Source organism: Streptomyces sp. NPDC096132 (genome assembly GCF_044763345.1).
Lineage (GTDB): Bacteria > Actinomycetota > Actinomycetes > Streptomycetales > Streptomycetaceae > Streptomyces.
This window is the reverse complement of sequence record NZ_JBIWGA010000021.1, coordinates 80,304-96,442: the sequence shown is the minus strand read 5'-3', so window position 1 is coordinate 96,442 and position 16,139 is coordinate 80,304. Positions and strand designations below refer to the sequence as shown.

General features: G+C 67.8%; 16 protein-coding genes and 1 pseudogene. 7 read left to right on the top strand and 10 right to left on the bottom strand.

The window, feature by feature from the left end; genetic code table 11:
* Positions 1 to 151 precede the first annotated feature (151 nt).
* Complete coding sequence (locus ACIRF9_RS37795; RefSeq protein WP_403832059.1) at positions 152 to 943, top strand: spermidine synthase; 792 nt, start codon at positions 152 to 154, stop codon at positions 941 to 943.
* Positions 944 to 964: 21 nt separating this feature from the next.
* Here ACIRF9_RS37795 and ACIRF9_RS37790 read toward each other — a convergent pair.
* A pseudogene (locus tag ACIRF9_RS37790) lies at positions 965 to 1,258 on the bottom strand (MFS transporter); the annotation flags it as partial.
* Between the two features lie 30 nt (positions 1,259 to 1,288).
* Here ACIRF9_RS37790 and ACIRF9_RS37785 point away from each other — a divergent pair.
* Together ACIRF9_RS37785 and ACIRF9_RS37780 are read left to right on the top strand one after the other, a co-directional pair.
* Positions 1,289 to 2,923 (top strand): recombinase family protein, encoded by a 1,635-nt coding sequence (locus ACIRF9_RS37785; protein ID WP_403831877.1) that lies wholly within the window; start codon positions 1,289 to 1,291, stop codon positions 2,921 to 2,923.
* 183 nt (positions 2,924 to 3,106) lie between these two features.
* Entirely contained in the window at positions 3,107 to 3,571 is a 465-nt protein-coding gene (locus ACIRF9_RS37780; protein WP_403831875.1) for a Pycsar system effector family protein, read from the top strand.
* A gap of 190 nt (positions 3,572 to 3,761) precedes the next feature.
* Here ACIRF9_RS37780 and ACIRF9_RS37775 read toward each other — a convergent pair whose 3' ends face one another.
* The 4 genes from ACIRF9_RS37775 to ACIRF9_RS37760 form a co-directional block, all read right to left on the bottom strand.
* Positions 3,762 to 5,135 (bottom strand): replication initiator, encoded by a 1,374-nt coding sequence (locus ACIRF9_RS37775; protein ID WP_403832056.1) that lies wholly within the window; start codon positions 5,133 to 5,135, stop codon positions 3,762 to 3,764.
* A gap of 297 nt (positions 5,136 to 5,432) precedes the next feature.
* Positions 5,433 to 5,630, bottom strand: a complete 198-nt coding sequence (locus tag ACIRF9_RS37770) for a hypothetical protein (RefSeq protein ID WP_403831872.1) — start codon at positions 5,628 to 5,630, stop codon at positions 5,433 to 5,435.
* Entirely contained in the window at positions 5,627 to 6,928 is a 1,302-nt protein-coding gene (locus ACIRF9_RS37765; RefSeq protein ID WP_403831869.1) for an FtsK/SpoIIIE domain-containing protein, read from the bottom strand. Before ACIRF9_RS37765 ends, ACIRF9_RS37770 begins: the two co-directional genes overlap by 4 nt.
* The gene (locus ACIRF9_RS37760; RefSeq protein WP_403831866.1) at positions 6,928 to 7,278 is read right to left on the bottom strand and encodes a hypothetical protein; all 351 of its coding nucleotides are present in this window, start codon (positions 7,276 to 7,278) and stop codon (positions 6,928 to 6,930) included. The genes ACIRF9_RS37765 and ACIRF9_RS37760 overlap by 1 nt, the downstream gene beginning before the upstream one ends.
* Positions 7,279 to 7,445: 167 nt before the next feature.
* On the opposite strand from ACIRF9_RS37760, the gene ACIRF9_RS37755 reads away from it, so the two are divergent.
* Positions 7,446 to 8,225, top strand: coding sequence for a GntR family transcriptional regulator (locus tag ACIRF9_RS37755; protein WP_403831864.1), 780 nt, complete (start codon positions 7,446 to 7,448; stop codon positions 8,223 to 8,225).
* 410 nt (positions 8,226 to 8,635) lie between these two features.
* On the opposite strand, the gene ACIRF9_RS37750 is transcribed toward ACIRF9_RS37755, so the two are convergent.
* Positions 8,636 to 8,944: a hypothetical protein gene (locus ACIRF9_RS37750; protein ID WP_403831861.1), complete on the bottom strand. Its 309-nt coding sequence runs from the start codon at positions 8,942 to 8,944 to the stop codon at positions 8,636 to 8,638.
* A gap of 310 nt (positions 8,945 to 9,254) precedes the next feature.
* Complete coding sequence (locus ACIRF9_RS37745) at positions 9,255 to 9,821, bottom strand: ATP-binding protein (RefSeq protein ID WP_403831859.1); 567 nt, start codon at positions 9,819 to 9,821, stop codon at positions 9,255 to 9,257.
* A gap of 193 nt (positions 9,822 to 10,014) precedes the next feature.
* Between ACIRF9_RS37745 and ACIRF9_RS37740 the strand changes: the two genes are divergently transcribed.
* Together ACIRF9_RS37740 and ACIRF9_RS37735 are read left to right on the top strand one after the other, a co-directional pair.
* Positions 10,015 to 11,367 (top strand): tetratricopeptide repeat protein, encoded by a 1,353-nt coding sequence (locus tag ACIRF9_RS37740; protein WP_403831856.1) that lies wholly within the window; start codon positions 10,015 to 10,017, stop codon positions 11,365 to 11,367.
* A gap of 91 nt (positions 11,368 to 11,458) precedes the next feature.
* The gene (locus ACIRF9_RS37735; RefSeq protein WP_403831854.1) at positions 11,459 to 12,940 is read left to right on the top strand and encodes a hypothetical protein; all 1,482 of its coding nucleotides are present in this window, start codon (positions 11,459 to 11,461) and stop codon (positions 12,938 to 12,940) included.
* Between the two features lie 28 nt (positions 12,941 to 12,968).
* On the opposite strand, the gene ACIRF9_RS37730 is transcribed toward ACIRF9_RS37735, so the two are convergent.
* From ACIRF9_RS37730 to ACIRF9_RS37720, 3 genes are all read right to left on the bottom strand, one after another.
* Positions 12,969 to 14,177 carry an MFS transporter gene (locus ACIRF9_RS37730; protein WP_403831852.1) on the bottom strand — a complete coding sequence of 403 codons (1,209 nt, stop codon included), beginning with the start codon at positions 14,175 to 14,177 and terminating at the stop codon, positions 12,969 to 12,971.
* A 71-nt stretch (positions 14,178 to 14,248) separates the two neighbouring features.
* A complete protein-coding gene (locus tag ACIRF9_RS37725; protein WP_403831850.1) occupies positions 14,249 to 15,262 on the bottom strand; it encodes a hypothetical protein in 1,014 nt (337 codons plus the stop codon).
* Between the two features lie 11 nt (positions 15,263 to 15,273).
* Positions 15,274 to 15,597 (bottom strand): hypothetical protein, encoded by a 324-nt coding sequence (locus tag ACIRF9_RS37720; RefSeq protein WP_403831847.1) that lies wholly within the window; start codon positions 15,595 to 15,597, stop codon positions 15,274 to 15,276.
* 55 nt (positions 15,598 to 15,652) lie between these two features.
* On the opposite strand from ACIRF9_RS37720, the gene ACIRF9_RS37715 reads away from it, so the two are divergent.
* Positions 15,653 to 16,090 carry a DUF4442 domain-containing protein gene (locus ACIRF9_RS37715; protein ID WP_403832054.1) on the top strand — a complete coding sequence of 146 codons (438 nt, stop codon included), beginning with the start codon at positions 15,653 to 15,655 and terminating at the stop codon, positions 16,088 to 16,090.
* Positions 16,091 to 16,139 lie beyond the last annotated feature (49 nt).

Genomic DNA, 16,139 nt, shown 5'->3' with positions numbered 1-16,139 from the left:
GGGTGGCTGATGTGCGTGGGGGACTGCCGGCCGGTTCGTGGCCGGTCGCGCAGTGCCCCGCGCGCCTCTCGGGGTGCCGCGGTCCAGGCACAATGAACAGGTGGAGTCCATACCCGTCACCCGCGCCGTCGACCACGGCACCGCCAAGCTGATGCCCGATGTCGATCGGGAGCGGGCCTGGCTGCTGACGGTCGACGGGGCGCCGCAGTCGTACGTGGACCTGGACGCGCCCACGCATCTGGAGTTCGAGTACGCGCAGCGGCTCGGGCATGTGCTGGACACCGTCGCCGAGGCGGGGCGGCCCCTGGACGTGCTGCATCTCGGGGGCGGGGCGCTCACCCTGCCCCGGTACCTGGCCGTGACCCGGCCGGGTTCCCGGCAGGACGTCGTCGATGCCGACCGGGGGCTGCTGGAGCTGGTCACCGAGCATCTGCCGCTGCCCGAGGGTTCGGGCGTCGCGCTGCATGCCGCCGACGCCCGGGCCTGGCTCGAGGGGGCCCCGGAGGACTCCGTCGACGTGCTCGTGGCCGATGTGTTCGGCGGCTCCCGGGTTCCCGCGCACCTCACGTCCCTCACCTACGCCCGGGAGGCCGAGCGGGTCCTGAAGTCGGACGGCGTCTACCTCGCCAACCTCGCCGACGCGGCGCCCTTCGCCTTCCTGCGGTCCCAACTGGCCAACTTCGCCGCGGTGTTCGAGGAACTCGTGCTCATCGCCGAGCCGGCCGTCCTGCGCGGCCGCCGCTTCGGCAACGCGGTCCTCGTCGCCGCGCACCGGACCGTCGACGTGACCGCCCTGGCCCGCCGTACCGCCTCGGACGCCTTCCCGGCCCGGGTGGAGTACGGACCCGGGCTGCGGCGGTTCATCGGTGACGCCCGTCCGGTCCGGGACGAGGACGCCGTACCGTCACCCGAGCCGCCCGACGGAGCGTTCGGCATCGGCTGAGGCCGAGGCTGAGGGGCCGGCCTACGGGACCAGGTCCCGGTCGGTCTCCGGATCGGGCTCAGCGTCCGCGACCGGCGTGCCGTGGGTCACCCGCTTCGTACGGCGCGTCAGGTTCCGTACGTCCGGCACGCACAGGACCGCGGCCGTCACCAGGACGACCAGCGTGGCGCAGCCCCACAGGGAGGCCGTGCGCCCGAAGGCGGACTCGGCCGGCCCGGCGAGCGCCGTCGCGACCGGAACCAGCGCAACCGAGCCGAACCAGTCGTAGGCGGAGACGCGGGAGAGCTTGTCTTCGGGGATCTCCTGGTGGAGGGCACAGCACCCCTGCGAACGTAACCTCTTTGTATGGCTGACGACTTGGTACAGCGAGCGCACTGGGGGAACCTCGAAGGGCAGAACTGGGCCGGTCTGGCCCGTCTGTCGACCGAGGAGGCTGAGGGCGAACTCTCTTCTGACGACAGCTTAGAAGGGCAGTCCCGCCCCAGGTTCATAACCGGCAGGGACATCAAGAGCACCGAGGAGCAGGAGAGGGACGGCCGACAGTTCGTCGAGAGCCGAGGCGGACGGTACGTGTACACGTACATGGAGCCGGACACGTCGGCATGGAAGCGCCGGCGCGTGCGTCTGCCGGACGGCAGCATCGGGTACCGCGTTGTACGGCCTGTGTACGAGGGCGCGTTGGAGGACCTGAAGCAGGCCAAGGCCCCGAACGGCGAGCGCATTGACGGACTGATCGTCTACGACATCGACCGTCTGACCCGCGACCCCCGGCACCTTGAAGACGCGATCGAGACCGTGGAGCACTACCACCGGCCGATCATCGACATCACGGGCACCCTGGACCTGTTGACCGACAACGGGCGCGCCATGGCGCGTGTGGTCGTCGCCATGGCCAACAAGCAGTCCGCCGACACCGCACGCCGAGTGCGCCGCAATCACAAGGCGAGGCGGGACCGGGGTATACCCGTAGGCGGCACGCGCCCGTTCGGGTGGCAGGAGGACAAGCGCACTCTGAACCCGGCCGAAGCCAAGCTCATACGGAACGCCGCCAAACGCATCATCCTGGGTGTCGAGTGGCATGCCGTCGTTGCCGAGTGGAACCGCCAGGGAGTCACCACCTCGAAGGGCAACGCTTGGACATGGATCGGACTCAGGGACATGATGCGGAACCCGCGTCTGTGCGGATACCGGTCGCATGTCGTGATCGAGTTCGACCCGGAGTCGGGCCGGGAGATCAGACACCTGAGGATCGCTCACGACGACAAGGGGAACCCGGTCGAGGGTCAGTGGACGTCCATCTTGGCAGTGTCCGAGTGGGAAGCGATCCAAGAGATCATTGGTGACGGCCCCATGCGAGGAGGCGGCCACAACGCCCGCGTGTACCTGGCATCCGGCACTCTGCGCTGCGGCAAGGACGACTGCGGCGCACCGCTACGTGCCATGAAGGCGGCACCGAGCCGACGCAAGCCTGAGGGGTACTTCTACTACGTCTGCCCGGCTAAGACCACGGGCAAGGGGTGCGGTGGAGTCAAGATCCCGGGGCCCGAGACGGACGAGCTGATCGGGAAACTCGTGATCGCGAAGTACGAGGAAGAGGCCGCCCACAGGGAGGCGGTCAAGGCGCCTCAGGAATGGTCGAAGGAAGCCGAACTGAAGATCGTCCACGAGGACATCGACGACCTCAAGAAGGCCCGCCGGGAGAGGAAGATCAGCGCTGAGCGCTACTACTCCGATCTTGCCGAGTACGAGGCCGAGGAGCAGCGCCTCAAGCGGGAGCGCAACGCGTGGCAGCGTCAAGCTCTCGCGGACCAGGGCGAGCCCGTGGACATGGATGAGGAGTGGCACAGGGAAGGGATCACGCTGGCTGAGCGTCGGTCGTACGTCGCACGGACGCTGACAGCCCTGGTCGCGCTTCCCGTGGGGAGCGGACGCCGAGTGCCGTTGCGTGATCGGCTAGTTCCGGTGTGGGCAGAGAACTGATGTCGCGCTCCACGGCAGTTGCCGCGGAGCGCGAGGCAGGCCGATCTCGGCAAGGTACGGCCGGCGAACGCATCCTCGACGTCGCACTATGCGCCTCATGCGCCGTTCACCACGTCCAAGCGCCCTTCCGCGTCACGAGCTACAGCGCCAAGCTGACCCCAGTCTCCGACGCTGAGAGTCAACGTGACGCAGAGCCCTCCATCTACCAACACAGACAACGCACTTGACGCAGCCCTTGCCGACGTACGTGCTGAGATCGGGCGTGCCGAGACCATTGCTGGCGCGCTGCTGACCGGACTGGGTATTCCGTTCGCCGTGCTCGTAACCACAGTGCCGGGTAAGAAGATCGGAACAGCACCTGCCGTATTGCTAGGCATCGCCGGAACAGGCCTCGTCGCAGCCATGCTCGTCGTTCTCCTAGTCGTACGACCACACTTCAGCGGGAGGCCCTACGGGACCTACAGGCTGTGGGCTGAATGCACTCAACAGCAAGTACGAGAGGACGTGACGACCGATCGACGCGCAGAACTGATCATTGCGCTTTCGCAAGCGGCCAAGCGCAAATATCGTGGTCTGCGCCTATCTGTCGACGTCACGATCATGTCGCTGACGCTCATGGTGATTGCAATGGTCTTGGCACTTACATGACCAATCCTCGGCGGGGCCGATTGGCCGTGGCAGGGGCTGGCGCGTCTCACGGCGATGCTGGCGAACCCCATCACGCGTGGAGACCTCCACGCCCATGGTGGCGTTCATCCGGCGCCACTGGGCATCAGACCAGCCGGGGGACCTGCGCGCGTGCGCCCGAGCCCAAGCCATGTCCAGATCTTCTTCAGCGTCACGCTGGCCCGGCACTCAACCCCCGTCTGTCCGCCTCGAGTTCCTCTCTCGCAATCTCGCGGTTGGCGGCAAGGTCCTCGGCAACGCCGACAGCCAGCAAGGCTGCGCCGGGGGTGTGGCCAGAGCCGACGTAGCGCCAGTGGCGTTCCGTGATCGCGTCAAGGGTGTCGTCCTGGCCCATGTGGTGCGCGCGTTCGGCACGGAGTGCTGCGTAGGTGGTGGAGTACGCGCGGGATTTGGTGAGGATGTGGCCGCGGTAGCCGAGGGTGTGGGTCCAGGGGCGGAGGCGGAGGGGTTCGTACTCGGGGAGGCCACCGAGGCGCCAGCAGGTGCGCATGAGGGTGCGGACGTGTGGGCCGACGGGTGCCGTGGCGATCTCGGCCCAGGTGGTGAGTGGGTGGTCGAGGCCGGCGCCGGTCTCGCTGGCTCCCTTGGTGACGTATTTGGCGACGTAAGCGGCTACGGCGTCGTCGTCCGGGCCGTCGCCATTGGTGTGCAGCGGACGGGCGTCGACCTGATCGCCCCAGCTCAGGGTTAGCTCACCCACGGCCAGGGTGTGGGGTGTGTGGACTTGGATGCGTCGAGCGGAGGCGCGTACGGCGTGGGTGAGGAGGTCTGTGGTGGCCCAGGCCGGGGGTTCGTCGTCGGGTCCGTTCGGGCCGTCGAGGCGGACGACGGCATGGACGTGGACGGCCGCCCGCTTCTGGTACTCGGCGACGCGGGCGAAGGAGAGCCGGGCGTGATCGGCGAAGCGGGACTGTACAAGGCCGGCGAAGGAGGCGAGGCGCCGCCGCACGCCGATGACGAACCGGTCCCACAGCTTGGAGGCGTGCGCGTGCCAGAGAACGTGCGCCGTGTATTCGTAGCAGTCGGGGCAGAGCGGTTCGCCGACGACCGGGGCATCCGGGGCGTGGAGCAGGCCGCAGCCGAGGGGCCGCCCGTGTTCGCAGGTGCCGCCGTCACGGCGGGGGCGGCACCGTTCGCCAGCGTGGTGGACCGGTCCGAAGGACGGAGCGGTCAGGGTGACGAAGAGGCGGGGGCGGTGGCGGACGGTGGCGGGGACGTTCTTGCCTCCGAGGAGGCCCGCGCGAACGAGGTGGTAGGTGTCTCCGGCGTGGAGTCGGGAGCAGGCGGGGCAGATGGTTGCGCGGCGGTTGCGGCAGCGGACGAGGAGGCGTTCGCCGGGTTCGTTGCGGGTGTCGTAGTGGTGGAGGATCTCGCCGGTCGTGCCGTCCAGGGTGGTGGTCGAGCCGGTGAGGTGGACGGGGTGGGCACATCCGCCGGTAGCGGTGATCTGCTCCAGCCAACGGGCGAATTTCGGGTCTTGAGCGAGGCGGATGGCGTCGCGGTCGGTCTCGGGAAGCTGACGCAGGCGCGCCGCGCGGGCGAGGGCAGCGCGCCTGTCAGCCGGGGTGAACTGCGGGGTGATGGCGGTGACCTTCCAGGGTGGGCCGCCGAAGCGGCACGGATGTGGGTGGGTGGCGCGGGGTCGGCCATGGGAATTGCTCCTTGCAGATCGGTCGGGTGGGATGGGTTCAGCGGATGGTGCCGGTGCCCCGGCAGATGCGGCAGCGCCGGATGCGTCCGGTCCAGGTGCGGCGGGCGCCGTCGCCCTTGCAGTGGGGGCACCTCACGCGAGGCATGGGCATGTCGGGGGTGTCCTTTCTGCTCAGGTGTGGGAGAAGCCGCTGATGAACCAGGTCACGAGTCCGTGGATGGTGAAGATCACGGGGGTCTGGCCGAGGTAGATGCCGAAGAGGCCGACGCAGACCGCTTCCCAGGCGCGCACATCGCGGGAGCGGACGAGGAGGACGGTGATGATCCCGAAGATCACCGCGAACGTGAACGCCGTACCTTCGCTGATCACTTCGACTCTCCTTCCAGCGCCGCCAGGGCGCGGGTGGCGAGGGGCAGGTCCGGGGTCATCGCGCCGTACTTGCGGGCCGTGGCCACGGCCTCATCGGTGGGGGTGAGATGGGAGCGGGCCCGGCTCCAGCCGCCGTCCGGACCGGTACACACGGCCACCCCGCGCTCTTCCGGTGTGATCGCTTGGGCGACGGCCACGGCGTCCTTGTTGAGGTCGCCGAGGGTCATTTCTGCCGTGCCGGGGTCGTTGACCCGGTGGCAGATCCGGCCGCCGAGCTGGGCACGCAGGGCGGTGACGCCGGGGCCGAGGTCGGAGCCGACGCGTTGGCCGGCCACGACCAGGTGGATGCCGAGGGCGGCGCCGAGCTGGGCCAGCCGCAGCAGGAGCGTGGAGCACTGTTCGGCTTCCGCCTTGCTCTCGCGGGTGCCGTCGGACAGGTACAGTTCCGCGATCTCGTCGACCAGGACCACGACCGGCACCGGCCGGAGCTTGTCCGGGAGCTCCCAGACGGAGCGGACCCCAGCCGACCGGCACGCGCTCATCCGGTCCTGCATGTCGACCACCAACGCGGACAGCACGGCCACCGCTTCACGCCTGCACGTGGCCAGCGCGCTCAGCCGTCCTGCGAAGAGGCCGAGTTCCATGCCGCCCTTGCAGTCGATGCCGACCAGGGCGACCCGCTGCGTGGCGAGTTGGGTGATGAGCCGCGCCAGCAGGGTCGACTTACCGGACCGGGTGGCCCCGGTGATCAGCCAGTGCGGGACCAGGCGCAGGTTCATCACCCACGCCCCGCCCGTCTCCAGCGCGCCGATCAGCGCCGAGAGGAGTTCGGCCGGAGCCGTGGCTAAGCCCGGCCGCTCCAGCGGATCGCTCGCCATCGCGGTCAGCAGCACGAGGCCGCGTTCCGGCGAGGTGACCCGCACCGCGTGAACCTTCCACGCGTGCACGAACGCATCCGCCGCCTTCAGATACGTCGCCGGGGTCTGTCCCGCATGCAGCCGCACCAGCACCGACAGCCCCATGGGAGTGACGTGCGGGAAGGAGCAGCGAGGAGCCACCGGCCGCACCGGATCCCCCTTGACCAGGAGGTGACCGACGAGCGTGCGCGCCGGGAGCTGCGACACCGCCAGGTCGTTGAGCACGGCGACCCGCCGCCAGGTGGACACCACACGACAAGCGGTGAGCGGGTAGCCGACGAGGTACCAGTGCCAGACCGGCCGGTGCCGGCGCACCAGGTCACCGGCCACGAGCATCCAGGCGAGCACGGCCAGGGCGAGGGCGATGATGTACGGCTCCATCACGCCTCACCGCCCTTGCGCTGCGCAGCCGGGGTGGCGGGCACGGGCGTGATCGCGTCGGCGCGGAAGCTGACGCCGTGCCGGTCGCCCATCGACCACATGAACGCCACCAGCCCGGTGACCTTGACGATCTGTCCTTCCTCGATCCCGGTCGGCTCACCGCTCACGGCGATCTCGATGACGGAGATCCGCCGCCGGTCCTGCCGCACGGTCACCGCCACCGTGTAGACGGGGTTGCCGTCCCGGTCTTTCTTCACCTCCTGCGTCTCGGAGTTGCTGATCTTCACTTCCGGCGCGATGGCGCACCGCAGTACGCCCAGCCGCGCCGTGTCCACGGGAATGGACTGCATTTCTTCGGCCTCCCTGGCCAGTCACGACGCCAGACTTCTCCTGACGTCACTTGTCCTTACGAGTGATGAGTGTGGAGTGCTGTACGGCGAGAGTGCAACTACTTATGCTGACGAGTGACGCCGCGCGTGCGACGTGCCTATGACCCCGACCCGTCGGAGATGCCCAGATGTCGGAGATCCAGCGCCCCGGAGCCCTCTACCAGCAGGTGGCCGCCGCCATCCGCGAAGCGATCCTCAAGGGCGAGTACGAACCCGGCGCCCCGCTCCCCTCCGAAGCACAGCTCATGGAGCGCTACCAGGTATCGCGCCCGACCGTCCGCAACGCCGTCGCCGCCCTGCGTGCCGAAGGGCTCATCGACGTCCGCCACGGCAAGGGCAGCTTCGTACGCTCCGACAGCGGACCCGTCACCGGCGTTTCCCGCTACGTCGGTAAGACGTCGGCCGGGCACTTCGTGCTGTACGGGGTGGCCGCATGGCAGCAGACCGAGGAGCCGAGTACCTACCGCACACACGCCAACGAAGCCACAGCCCACCAGCTGGAACTCAAGGTGGAAGACGCACTGTTCGGCTGTGACCGGCTGCTCGTCGACCCGGCCACAGGGGGACGCGCGATGCACCGCACCCTGATCCCCTTCGCCACGGCCGAAGCCGTCCCCGCTCTCGCCGAAGCACCGGACGCCGAACCCGCGACGCTCTACGCCACGCTGACGAAGGCCGGGCACAAACTGTGGTGGTCCGAGACCGTACGGGCCCGCATGCCGCTGCCCGACGAGCGCACCGCCCTGCGCCTGCCCGACGCGACCCCGGTCCTGCACGTCTCCCGCGTCACCTGTGGCACCGACGACCAGGCCCTGATCCTCGAAGAACTCCGCATCGGAGCCGACCGCACCGAACTCACCTACCGGATCACCGCCGACAAAGAGCCCACCCGGCGCCGCCCGGCGTGATCGCCAACGGCAATCGGTCGAAACACTCTTCACTTCCTCAAGGGCGCGCCTGCGGCGCGCCGGGACGCCTGGCCGCCCCGGCCGGGCATGCGGCGTGACCGCCGGTCCCGGCCGAGCGCCGGACGCCCCACACGACCGCACGCCCGAGGAGTCGAGACGACGACCGGCAGTCGAGGGCCGGAGCCCACGGGGCCGGGGGTCGCCGGCCGGAGAGACTTTAGGCAGCCACCATGGGGCGAGCCTCGAAGAACAGGGGGCCAATCGGGCACAACCGCGGGCAGGTGCACCACCTGCCCGATTCGCCGGGCGAGCGTAAGGCCCCCTGTTCACTCGCCCCATGGCAGCTCCCGCCCAAAGTCTCTCCGACCGACGACCTGCCCACGCGCACGACCCACCGGCAGAAACGCCCCTCACAACACACCACCGTCACCATCAGTGAGCCTCCCCAGGAGCCCCGCGAGCCGGACCGCCGCACTGGGCAGGCCCACCAGCCGCACCAGCCCGCCCCCGTTGTCGTTGGTCGCAGCGACGGCCCTTAACTCGGACGGCTCAAACTCCGCAGCGAGGAGAGCAAGGTTCACTTGATCGGCAGCCTCACGCGCCACGCGCCAACCCGCCATGTAGTCGACGCCACGCACCCACAGACCGGACCCCAGGCCCGACGTGTCGTCCAGTCCCTCACCCGGCCAGCCCTCACCCAAGCCGCTCACCTGTTCCACCCCTACCTTGATCTAGATAACGGATCGTCAACTCTCTTTGGTCCAGGGCAGATGCGCAGCACGAAGACCCCGGTACCATCAGGCACCGGGGATCTTCGTGTTCCCCAACCGGGCCACCCTTCGCTTTCCAGGGCTGATGGGGTGGCCCGGTCTCGGTCTTAGGTTGTGAAGCGTGGCCCCTGAGCACTGAGTGGGGATCTCAGCGAACCGTCCCAGGAGCCACGCCCCGTTCGCCGGACGAGCTACCGTCCGGCACCCGGCCGCCGCGTACTCGTCAGAGAGCGAGACGCGCAACGACAGCCGGAGATCATCAAGTGGGCAGCCCCCGTGCCCCCGAGCCGAGATCGAGGCGGCACCACACCGTCTTGCCTCCCCGGTCTTCCGGCGTCCACCACACCGCCGCCGCCAAGCGCTGCACGATGAGCAGCCCTCGGCCGCTGTCAGGCAGGACCGCCTCCGACAGCTCTTCCATCAGGCCCGGCCAGAACGTGTCGCCCAGAGGCAACAGTGGCGGCGACGCGTCCTCATCCGCGACCCCGATGAACAGCCACTTCGGCCACACCTTGAAGTGCACATCGACACGACGGGAGCCGCCAGGGCGAGTCAGGGAGCGTTCCGGCACCACGTGGTTCACCACGTTCCCGACCAGCTCCGACACGATCAGCCGAGCGTCGTCCACCATCGCGCCGGCGCCCACGCCCCGGAGGAACTCGGTCGTCTGGTCACGCGCGACACGCGCCGCGTTGCCGCAATCCGCAAAGAGCGTCAGCGTCAGGTAGTGCCCGCCGGACGAGGGATCCGGCGCGGTGAACCAGTGTGCATACGCATCCAGTTCACTCGCTAAGTGCGCGTGTGATCGCGCTCTTCTCGAGTCCATGAACGGGTCCCGTCTCAAGTCACGTTTGCCGAGGCCGTCCCGGCAGGGTGACGAGAGTGCACCCTTCAACCCACCTGCCGCTCCCCCCTCTTGGGGACCCCCCTCACCGGTACACTCGGAGTTAGGACGTGAGTGCAGATCGAGAGAGCCGATCTGACGAAGAGCGTCAGGTCAATCACGATGGGGAAGTGAGATGGCCGAGGTAGCACCGACACCGGCAGCTCTGCCGCCACACGTGCTCGAACGCGCGGACGTGCGGTCAGCGATCGCCAACCACGACTTCGGCGAAGTCTTCAGACTCGCCAAGCTCCACGGCCACATCAGCTACGCCAAGATCTCCGAAGCCGTCGGCTACAAGCGCGAACACATCGGCAAGATGGCCCGCCCCGAGACCGACGGCAAGGGCGTCCGCCCACGGATCACGCAGTACTTCAAGATCCTCGAAGTCGTCGATGGACTGCGCATCCCCGGCCATCTCGCAGGACTCGCCCCCCGGCCATGGGAGTTGGAACGACCGGCGACCACATCCCCGACCGACGACCCCAGCACCCTGATCGCGCAGGGCGGAGCCGGTCTATGGGACATCGCCGAGATGCTCCGGCGCACGGAGATGTCCAGCATCAACAGTGCCGCCCTGGAGTCGATCGAACAGGGCATTGACCAACTCGCCCGCGCGTACCCGTACGCCAATGCCGACTACCTCCACGACCGCACCCGCAACGGCCTCCAGTACGTCACCAAGCAACTCGAAGGCCGGATGACCCTCCGCCAGCACCGGGAACTACTCGTCGACACCGGATGGCTCTTCCTGCTGAACGCGTGCGTCCAGTACGACCGAGGCCAGCGCGAGGCCGCAAACCTCAGCAAGGCCGCAGCACTCCGCATCGGCCAGGAGACAGGGCACGGCGAGATCATGGCGTGGGCGTGGGAGATCGAAGCGTGGTTCGCCCTCACCCAGAGCCGTTGGCAAGACATGCTCGAAGCCGTCGAGGCCGGCCACGTCGCCGACCAGACCCATTCCGTCGGCGTCCAGCTCTACGCACACAAGGCACGAGCCGCCGCCCGCATGGGAGACGGCCGCCTGGTCCGAGACTCCCTCGATGCCGGCCGCGCCCGTCTGGACCGCCTACCGCGCCCAGACCACCCCGAACACCACTTCATCATCGACCCCGACAAGTGGGACTTCTACGAGATGGACGCCTACCGTCTCCTCGGAGACGACGAACGCGCCGCCGCCCACGCCCGCTCAGTCATCCGCATCAGCACAGGCCCCGACGGCACCGAGATCTCCCCCATGCGGGCAGCCGAAGCTCGCCTCACTCTCGGAGTTGCCGCCGCCCGCACGGGCGACATCGAAGAAGCAATCGGCATGGGGGCTGCCGCGCTCGAAGCCGATCGCAAGTCACTGCCGTCTCTACTTTTAGTTGCCGACGAGCTGGACAAGGAACTACGCGCCAGGTACCCACGTGAGGCATCCACGCGTGATTTTCACGAGCGGGTCATGACCATTAAGCGAGGCGCCGCCACACCCGAACTTCCGTTCTGAAGTAACGGCATGACGCAAAGTCTCTCCAAGGGCTTCACTCGAATGCTGATTCAGGAATGCGAGTGCGGGTTGGTCATGTAACCCTGACGGCATGAGGAGACAAGTCCACGTTGTCATCCACGCACCAGACGGCCGTGGTCTGCGCACTGTGAGCGTTGACGGACAAGCCATAGGAAAGACCTGGTCACTCAGAGGCCTGAAAAGGATTCTGCGGAAATCCGGCTTTTCGTACATCGATCTCGATAATCCAGGTCACGTCCGCTGGTCAGAAACTAAAGAATGGCCCGATCACGCCTGGAGAAGACATGCTTCGGCCATACTCATAGCGCTTGCGCTTCTGGCGTCAGCCGCATTGCTCCTTTGGGTCGGTTTGGCAGACATCTTCCGGGCGCTAACGTTCGGCGGACGAGTCATGGGCGTCGTATTTCTAGTCGCCGCCCTAAGTGAAATCATTGCCGTGATGGCAGTCTTCGATTACTTCGGCAAGCGACGGGTGCGATACTCAGGTGAAGCGACACTGATTGGCGCAGTCACGCTGACTGCCACCAGTTTGGTATTTCTTATCTTGCAATGGCTTGGCGGCGATCACGGCACCCACCTGTGGCGCTGGGTAGGCCTTTCTGCCTGGTCCATCTGGACACTTTGGGCACTTAGTCGGCAAAAGATTTGGCAGGGCATTCCATACCCTAAGAGCTTCGCGCTCGGAGTAGCCCTTTCTGCGATAATAGGAGCGGCCAGCCTTACCTATTCCGCCATGTACGTTCCGTACGCGGCCCCCGTAAAGGTACCCTTTCGCATTTCGTACGGAAAGCCCACAGTAAACGCCAACCGCACGGTTCTCAACCTCCCAGCCCACATCACGTTCCGCAACGAAGGCGACGTCAGCATATACGTCGTGGGCACCTTGTGGAGGGCTAAGGTGTGGCCAAGCAAATACACGGAAGACGGGGGAAGAATGAACGAGTGGAAGGGGGAATTGCAGGAGGGCTACTGGATATACGGCAACGAGACCTTCCCTGCACCTTCCCGCATCCTCGGATCAGGTGAGTTTACAGGCGCCGGATCCCGCCTTGATCCCGGCGACGATTTCTCTAGCGATCCCGTCATTCCGGTATCACTGAAATCTGCACCAGGAAGAGTTGAGATTTACGCGATCGTTTCCTACATCAGGGCCGACAGGTGCAAGCTGGCCAACAGCTACAGCCAGTCGGTTGAATATTCTTGGGACGCGGACTCGCAATCGAAAGAGCACATCAAGGACGCGCCGGAGTGGCTCGCCGAAAAAGGAGACGACTACTTTCGTTATGAGTCACGGATCTATCGCAGCAGTAAGATCATGGAGTTGACGTCCGACCGGGATTACGTCTCTATGTGGTGGGTTCTGCCGAAATGGCGAGAGGGGAGTAACTTCGAGAAAGGCGGAACGAATCCGTACATGGAGGTTCACATTTCCCGCGACCCGAACGCCGAGGAGAGGTTGAATGACTCCGAACAAGAGCCGTACGGCATGAAGACGGTGAATATATTCAAGGAAGTTCCTATCGATCAGCTCCTAAAGGAAGCCGAGGGTTGAAAAGTCCAAGAAATTCGATACGCAGCAGTTACGTTGCCCAGAAAAGCAGCCACGGTTTGTGCCGAATGCCGGAGCAGCCCCGAGCCTGGCTACTTGACCGCGCCATACGGTCCCGCTCCCAGACAGCGGGGAGGAACAAACCGTGGCCAAGCCCATGAGGACGGTGAGCGATCAGGCCAGGCCGCTTGCGGTTACGTTCACTGAGGTGTTGCGCGGTCATCCAGGACACCCCGAACACCTCCACAGTGACTCCGGTCGTGAACATCACCGCGCACAGGACGCCGACCGGTACCGGGACGGCGAGCGCGGCGGAGGGGAGGGCCAGCGGGAAGACGCACAGGGTGCCGGCGAGGAGGAGGCGGCGGGGCTTCCAGCGGGTCATCAAGAACGCGCCGACGACCGTGCCGGCGCCGAAGAAGCCCAGGGCGAGGCCCCAGGGGCCCGCACCGCCCAGGTGATCCCGGGCGACGAGGGGGCCGTAGACGGCGTCCGCCGCGGCCACGACGGCGTTAGCGAGGGAGAACTGCAGGACGATGCCCCGCAGCCAGGGCCGGCTGCTGAACTCGTGCCAGCCCTCCCGGAGGTCGGCGAGCATCCCGCCGCCCGGTTCACGCCGGGGAATGTGCCGTACGTCGAGGAACGAGCGCAGCGAGCCCGCGAGGGCGAAGGCGGCCGCGTCCGCCGCGAGCACCCACCCGGGGCCGATCACGGCGACCATCGCGCCGCCGAGGGCCGCGCCGCCCAGGCCCGCGCCCTGCATCGCCATCCGGAACACCGCGAACGCCCGCCCGGCCTGCTCCCCCTGGACGGAGGACAACAGCATGCCCTCGGCGGCGGGGGAGAAGAACGCCTGGCCGGTACCGCCGAGCGCGGTCAGCAGCATCATCTGCCAGAGCCGGGGCTCGCCGAGCAGGACGAGGGCCGCGAAGGCGCCCTGCGACACACAGTTGAGGGCGTTCGCGGCGACCATCACCCGGTGCCGGGGCAGCCGGTCGGCGACCGCTCCGCCGATCAGCAGGAACAGCACGAGCGGCAGGGTGCGGGCGGCGGCCACCAGGCCCACGTCGCCGCCGTCGCCGCCCGACTCCAGGACGGCGAACGCGGCGGCGATGAGCGCCCCGTGGCTGCCCAGGTTCGTCACGAACGCGGCGGCGGTCAGCAGACTGTAGTTGCGGCCCGCCCAGGCGGGTTTGCGCAGGCGGCGGGGGGTGTCGGCGGTATCGGCGGATGGGGTCACCGGCCGACTATCCCCGCCCGCACCCCGGTGTGCCAAACGGATTACCCGTCAGGCGCACCCGGAGGGTCCGCTCAGTTCGCCGTGGGCTCCCCGGACAGCCGTACGGTGCCGAGGATCTTCATGATCGTCGCCGTCGGGACCTCGCCCTTCACGCCCTTGGCCCCGTACCAGTTCCACGCCACGTAGTCGCCCTTGGAGTTCTTGAAGCCGAACGTGACGGCCTTGCCGTCGCTGTCGCACTTGCCCTTCTGGGGCGTGTCGGTCGACTGGGCCCAGGCGTAGCTGCCCTGGATGCCGGAGGTGGTGGTGAAGGCGGTGGCCTTCTCGTCCATGGTGATGCTCTTCTTGTCCGGCTGGGTGTAGCCGCCGAAGACGAACCACGCCGGGTTGGTGAGGGCGATCTGGTCGGTGTTCTTGGCACCTTCGGCGCCCTTGGTGCCGGCCGTCGCCAGCGGGGTGTAGTCCGTCCGGCCGTCCTTGTCGTCGTCCTCGCCGCACCACTCGGACTTGTACTCGGCCACACCCCCCATCAGGATCGAGCCGTACCCGCTGGGCTCCTCCTTGTCCTCCCACTCGAAGCCCTTGCTGACGCCCGGCTTCTCGACCTCCCAGTCCGCCGGAACGTCGAAGGCGATGCCCCACTTGGGGTTCACCACGACCTTCCAGCCCGCGACGGTCGCCTGCTCCTCCTCGTCGTCGCGCGGGTTGTCGTCCGTGCCGGTCGAGGCGGATTCCGAGGCGGAGGCCGAGGGGCTGGTGCTGCCCTTGGCCACGTCGGACGGCTTGTCGTCGTCGTTGCCCAGCACCAGGAACCCGGTGACACCGGCGGCCACGACGACGGCCGTGGCCGCGACGATCGCGACCACCTTCGTGCGGTTGCCCCCGCCCCCGCCCCCGCCGGGCTGCGGCTGGGCCGCGCCCGCGGCGGTCGGAGCGCCCCACTGCGGCTGCTGCGCATAGGGGTTGGGCTGCTGATAGCCGGGCTGCTGATAGGGATTCGGCTGCTGGTATCCCGGCTGCTGGTACGGATTGTTCTGCGCCTGCGGGTTCTGCTCTCCCCCGGGCGGCTGGTTTCCTGGCCACATGGCCTGAAACCCTAGTGCCGTCCGGGACACGGTGGGGTCACCGGGCCTCGTCGGGGCTGTACCGACTCAGGAACCGGCGGCTCGTACACGCGAACTGTGCCCGTGATCTTCCGGATCGTGGTGTCCGGAACCTCCTCGTCGACCCCCTTCGCACCGAAGAACGACCAGGAGGTGACCGGGCTGGTCGTGACCTTGGCGCGGTCGGGCTGGGTGCGGGCGCCGTAGACCCACACGGCCGAGTCGGCCTTCGCGAGCTCCTCGGTGCTCGTCGCGCGGTCGGCGCCCCGGGTGCCCACGCCGGCCAGGGCCGTCTCGCCATACGGCGATCCTCGCACGGCCTGGTCAGCGCTCGCTACTCGTGGGTAACATCGCGGCATGAGCGCAGACCAGATGTCCATCGGCGAGATGCTCGCCGCCACGGTGCCCATGGCCCGGACCCTCCACCTCGAGTTCCTGGAGACCAGCCAGGACCGGGCCGTCGTCGCCCTGCCGGACCAGAGCGAGTACCACAACCACGTGGGCGGGCCGCACGCCGGTGCGATGTTCACGCTCGGCGAGTCCGCCAGCGGCGCGATCGTGCTGGCCGCGTTCGGCGACCAGCTCGCGCGCGCCGTGCCGCTCGCCGTCAGCGCCGAGATCGCGTACAAGAAGCTCGCGATGGGTGCCGTCACCGCCACCGCGACCCTCGGTCGCCCGGCCGCCGAGGTCGTCGCCGAGCTCGACGCGGGGGAGCGCCCCGAGTTCCCGGTGACGATCGAGATCCGCCGCGCCGACGGCGCCGTGACCGGCGAGATGACCGTGGTGTGGACACTGCGCCCCAACGGCTGAGCGACGCCGACGCGTGACGCGCCGGGGGCCCGGCCGGCGGCGCATGCCA

Excerpts from the sequence above, each read along its gene's own strand:
- ACIRF9_RS37795 (WP_403832059.1), top strand. The coding sequence starts at position 152 with ATGCCCGATGTCGATCGGGAGCGGGCCTGGCTGCTGACGGTCGACGGG.
- ACIRF9_RS37785 (WP_403831877.1), top strand. The coding sequence starts at position 1,289 with ATGGCTGACGACTTGGTACAGCGAGCGCACTGGGGGAACCTCGAAGGG.
- ACIRF9_RS37765 (WP_403831869.1), bottom strand. The coding sequence starts at position 6,928 with ATGGAGCCGTACATCATCGCCCTCGCCCTGGCCGTGCTCGCCTGGATG.
- ACIRF9_RS37760 (WP_403831866.1), bottom strand. The coding sequence starts at position 7,278 with ATGCAGTCCATTCCCGTGGACACGGCGCGGCTGGGCGTACTGCGGTGC.
- ACIRF9_RS37755 (WP_403831864.1), top strand. The coding sequence starts at position 7,446 with ATGTCGGAGATCCAGCGCCCCGGAGCCCTCTACCAGCAGGTGGCCGCC.
- ACIRF9_RS37745 (WP_403831859.1), bottom strand. The coding sequence starts at position 9,821 with ATGGACTCGAGAAGAGCGCGATCACACGCGCACTTAGCGAGTGAACTG.
- ACIRF9_RS37740 (WP_403831856.1), top strand. The coding sequence starts at position 10,015 with ATGGCCGAGGTAGCACCGACACCGGCAGCTCTGCCGCCACACGTGCTC.
- ACIRF9_RS37735 (WP_403831854.1), top strand. The coding sequence starts at position 11,459 with ATGAGGAGACAAGTCCACGTTGTCATCCACGCACCAGACGGCCGTGGT.
- ACIRF9_RS37725 (WP_403831850.1), bottom strand. The coding sequence starts at position 15,262 with ATGTGGCCAGGAAACCAGCCGCCCGGGGGAGAGCAGAACCCGCAGGCG.
- ACIRF9_RS37715 (WP_403832054.1), top strand. The coding sequence starts at position 15,653 with ATGTCCATCGGCGAGATGCTCGCCGCCACGGTGCCCATGGCCCGGACC.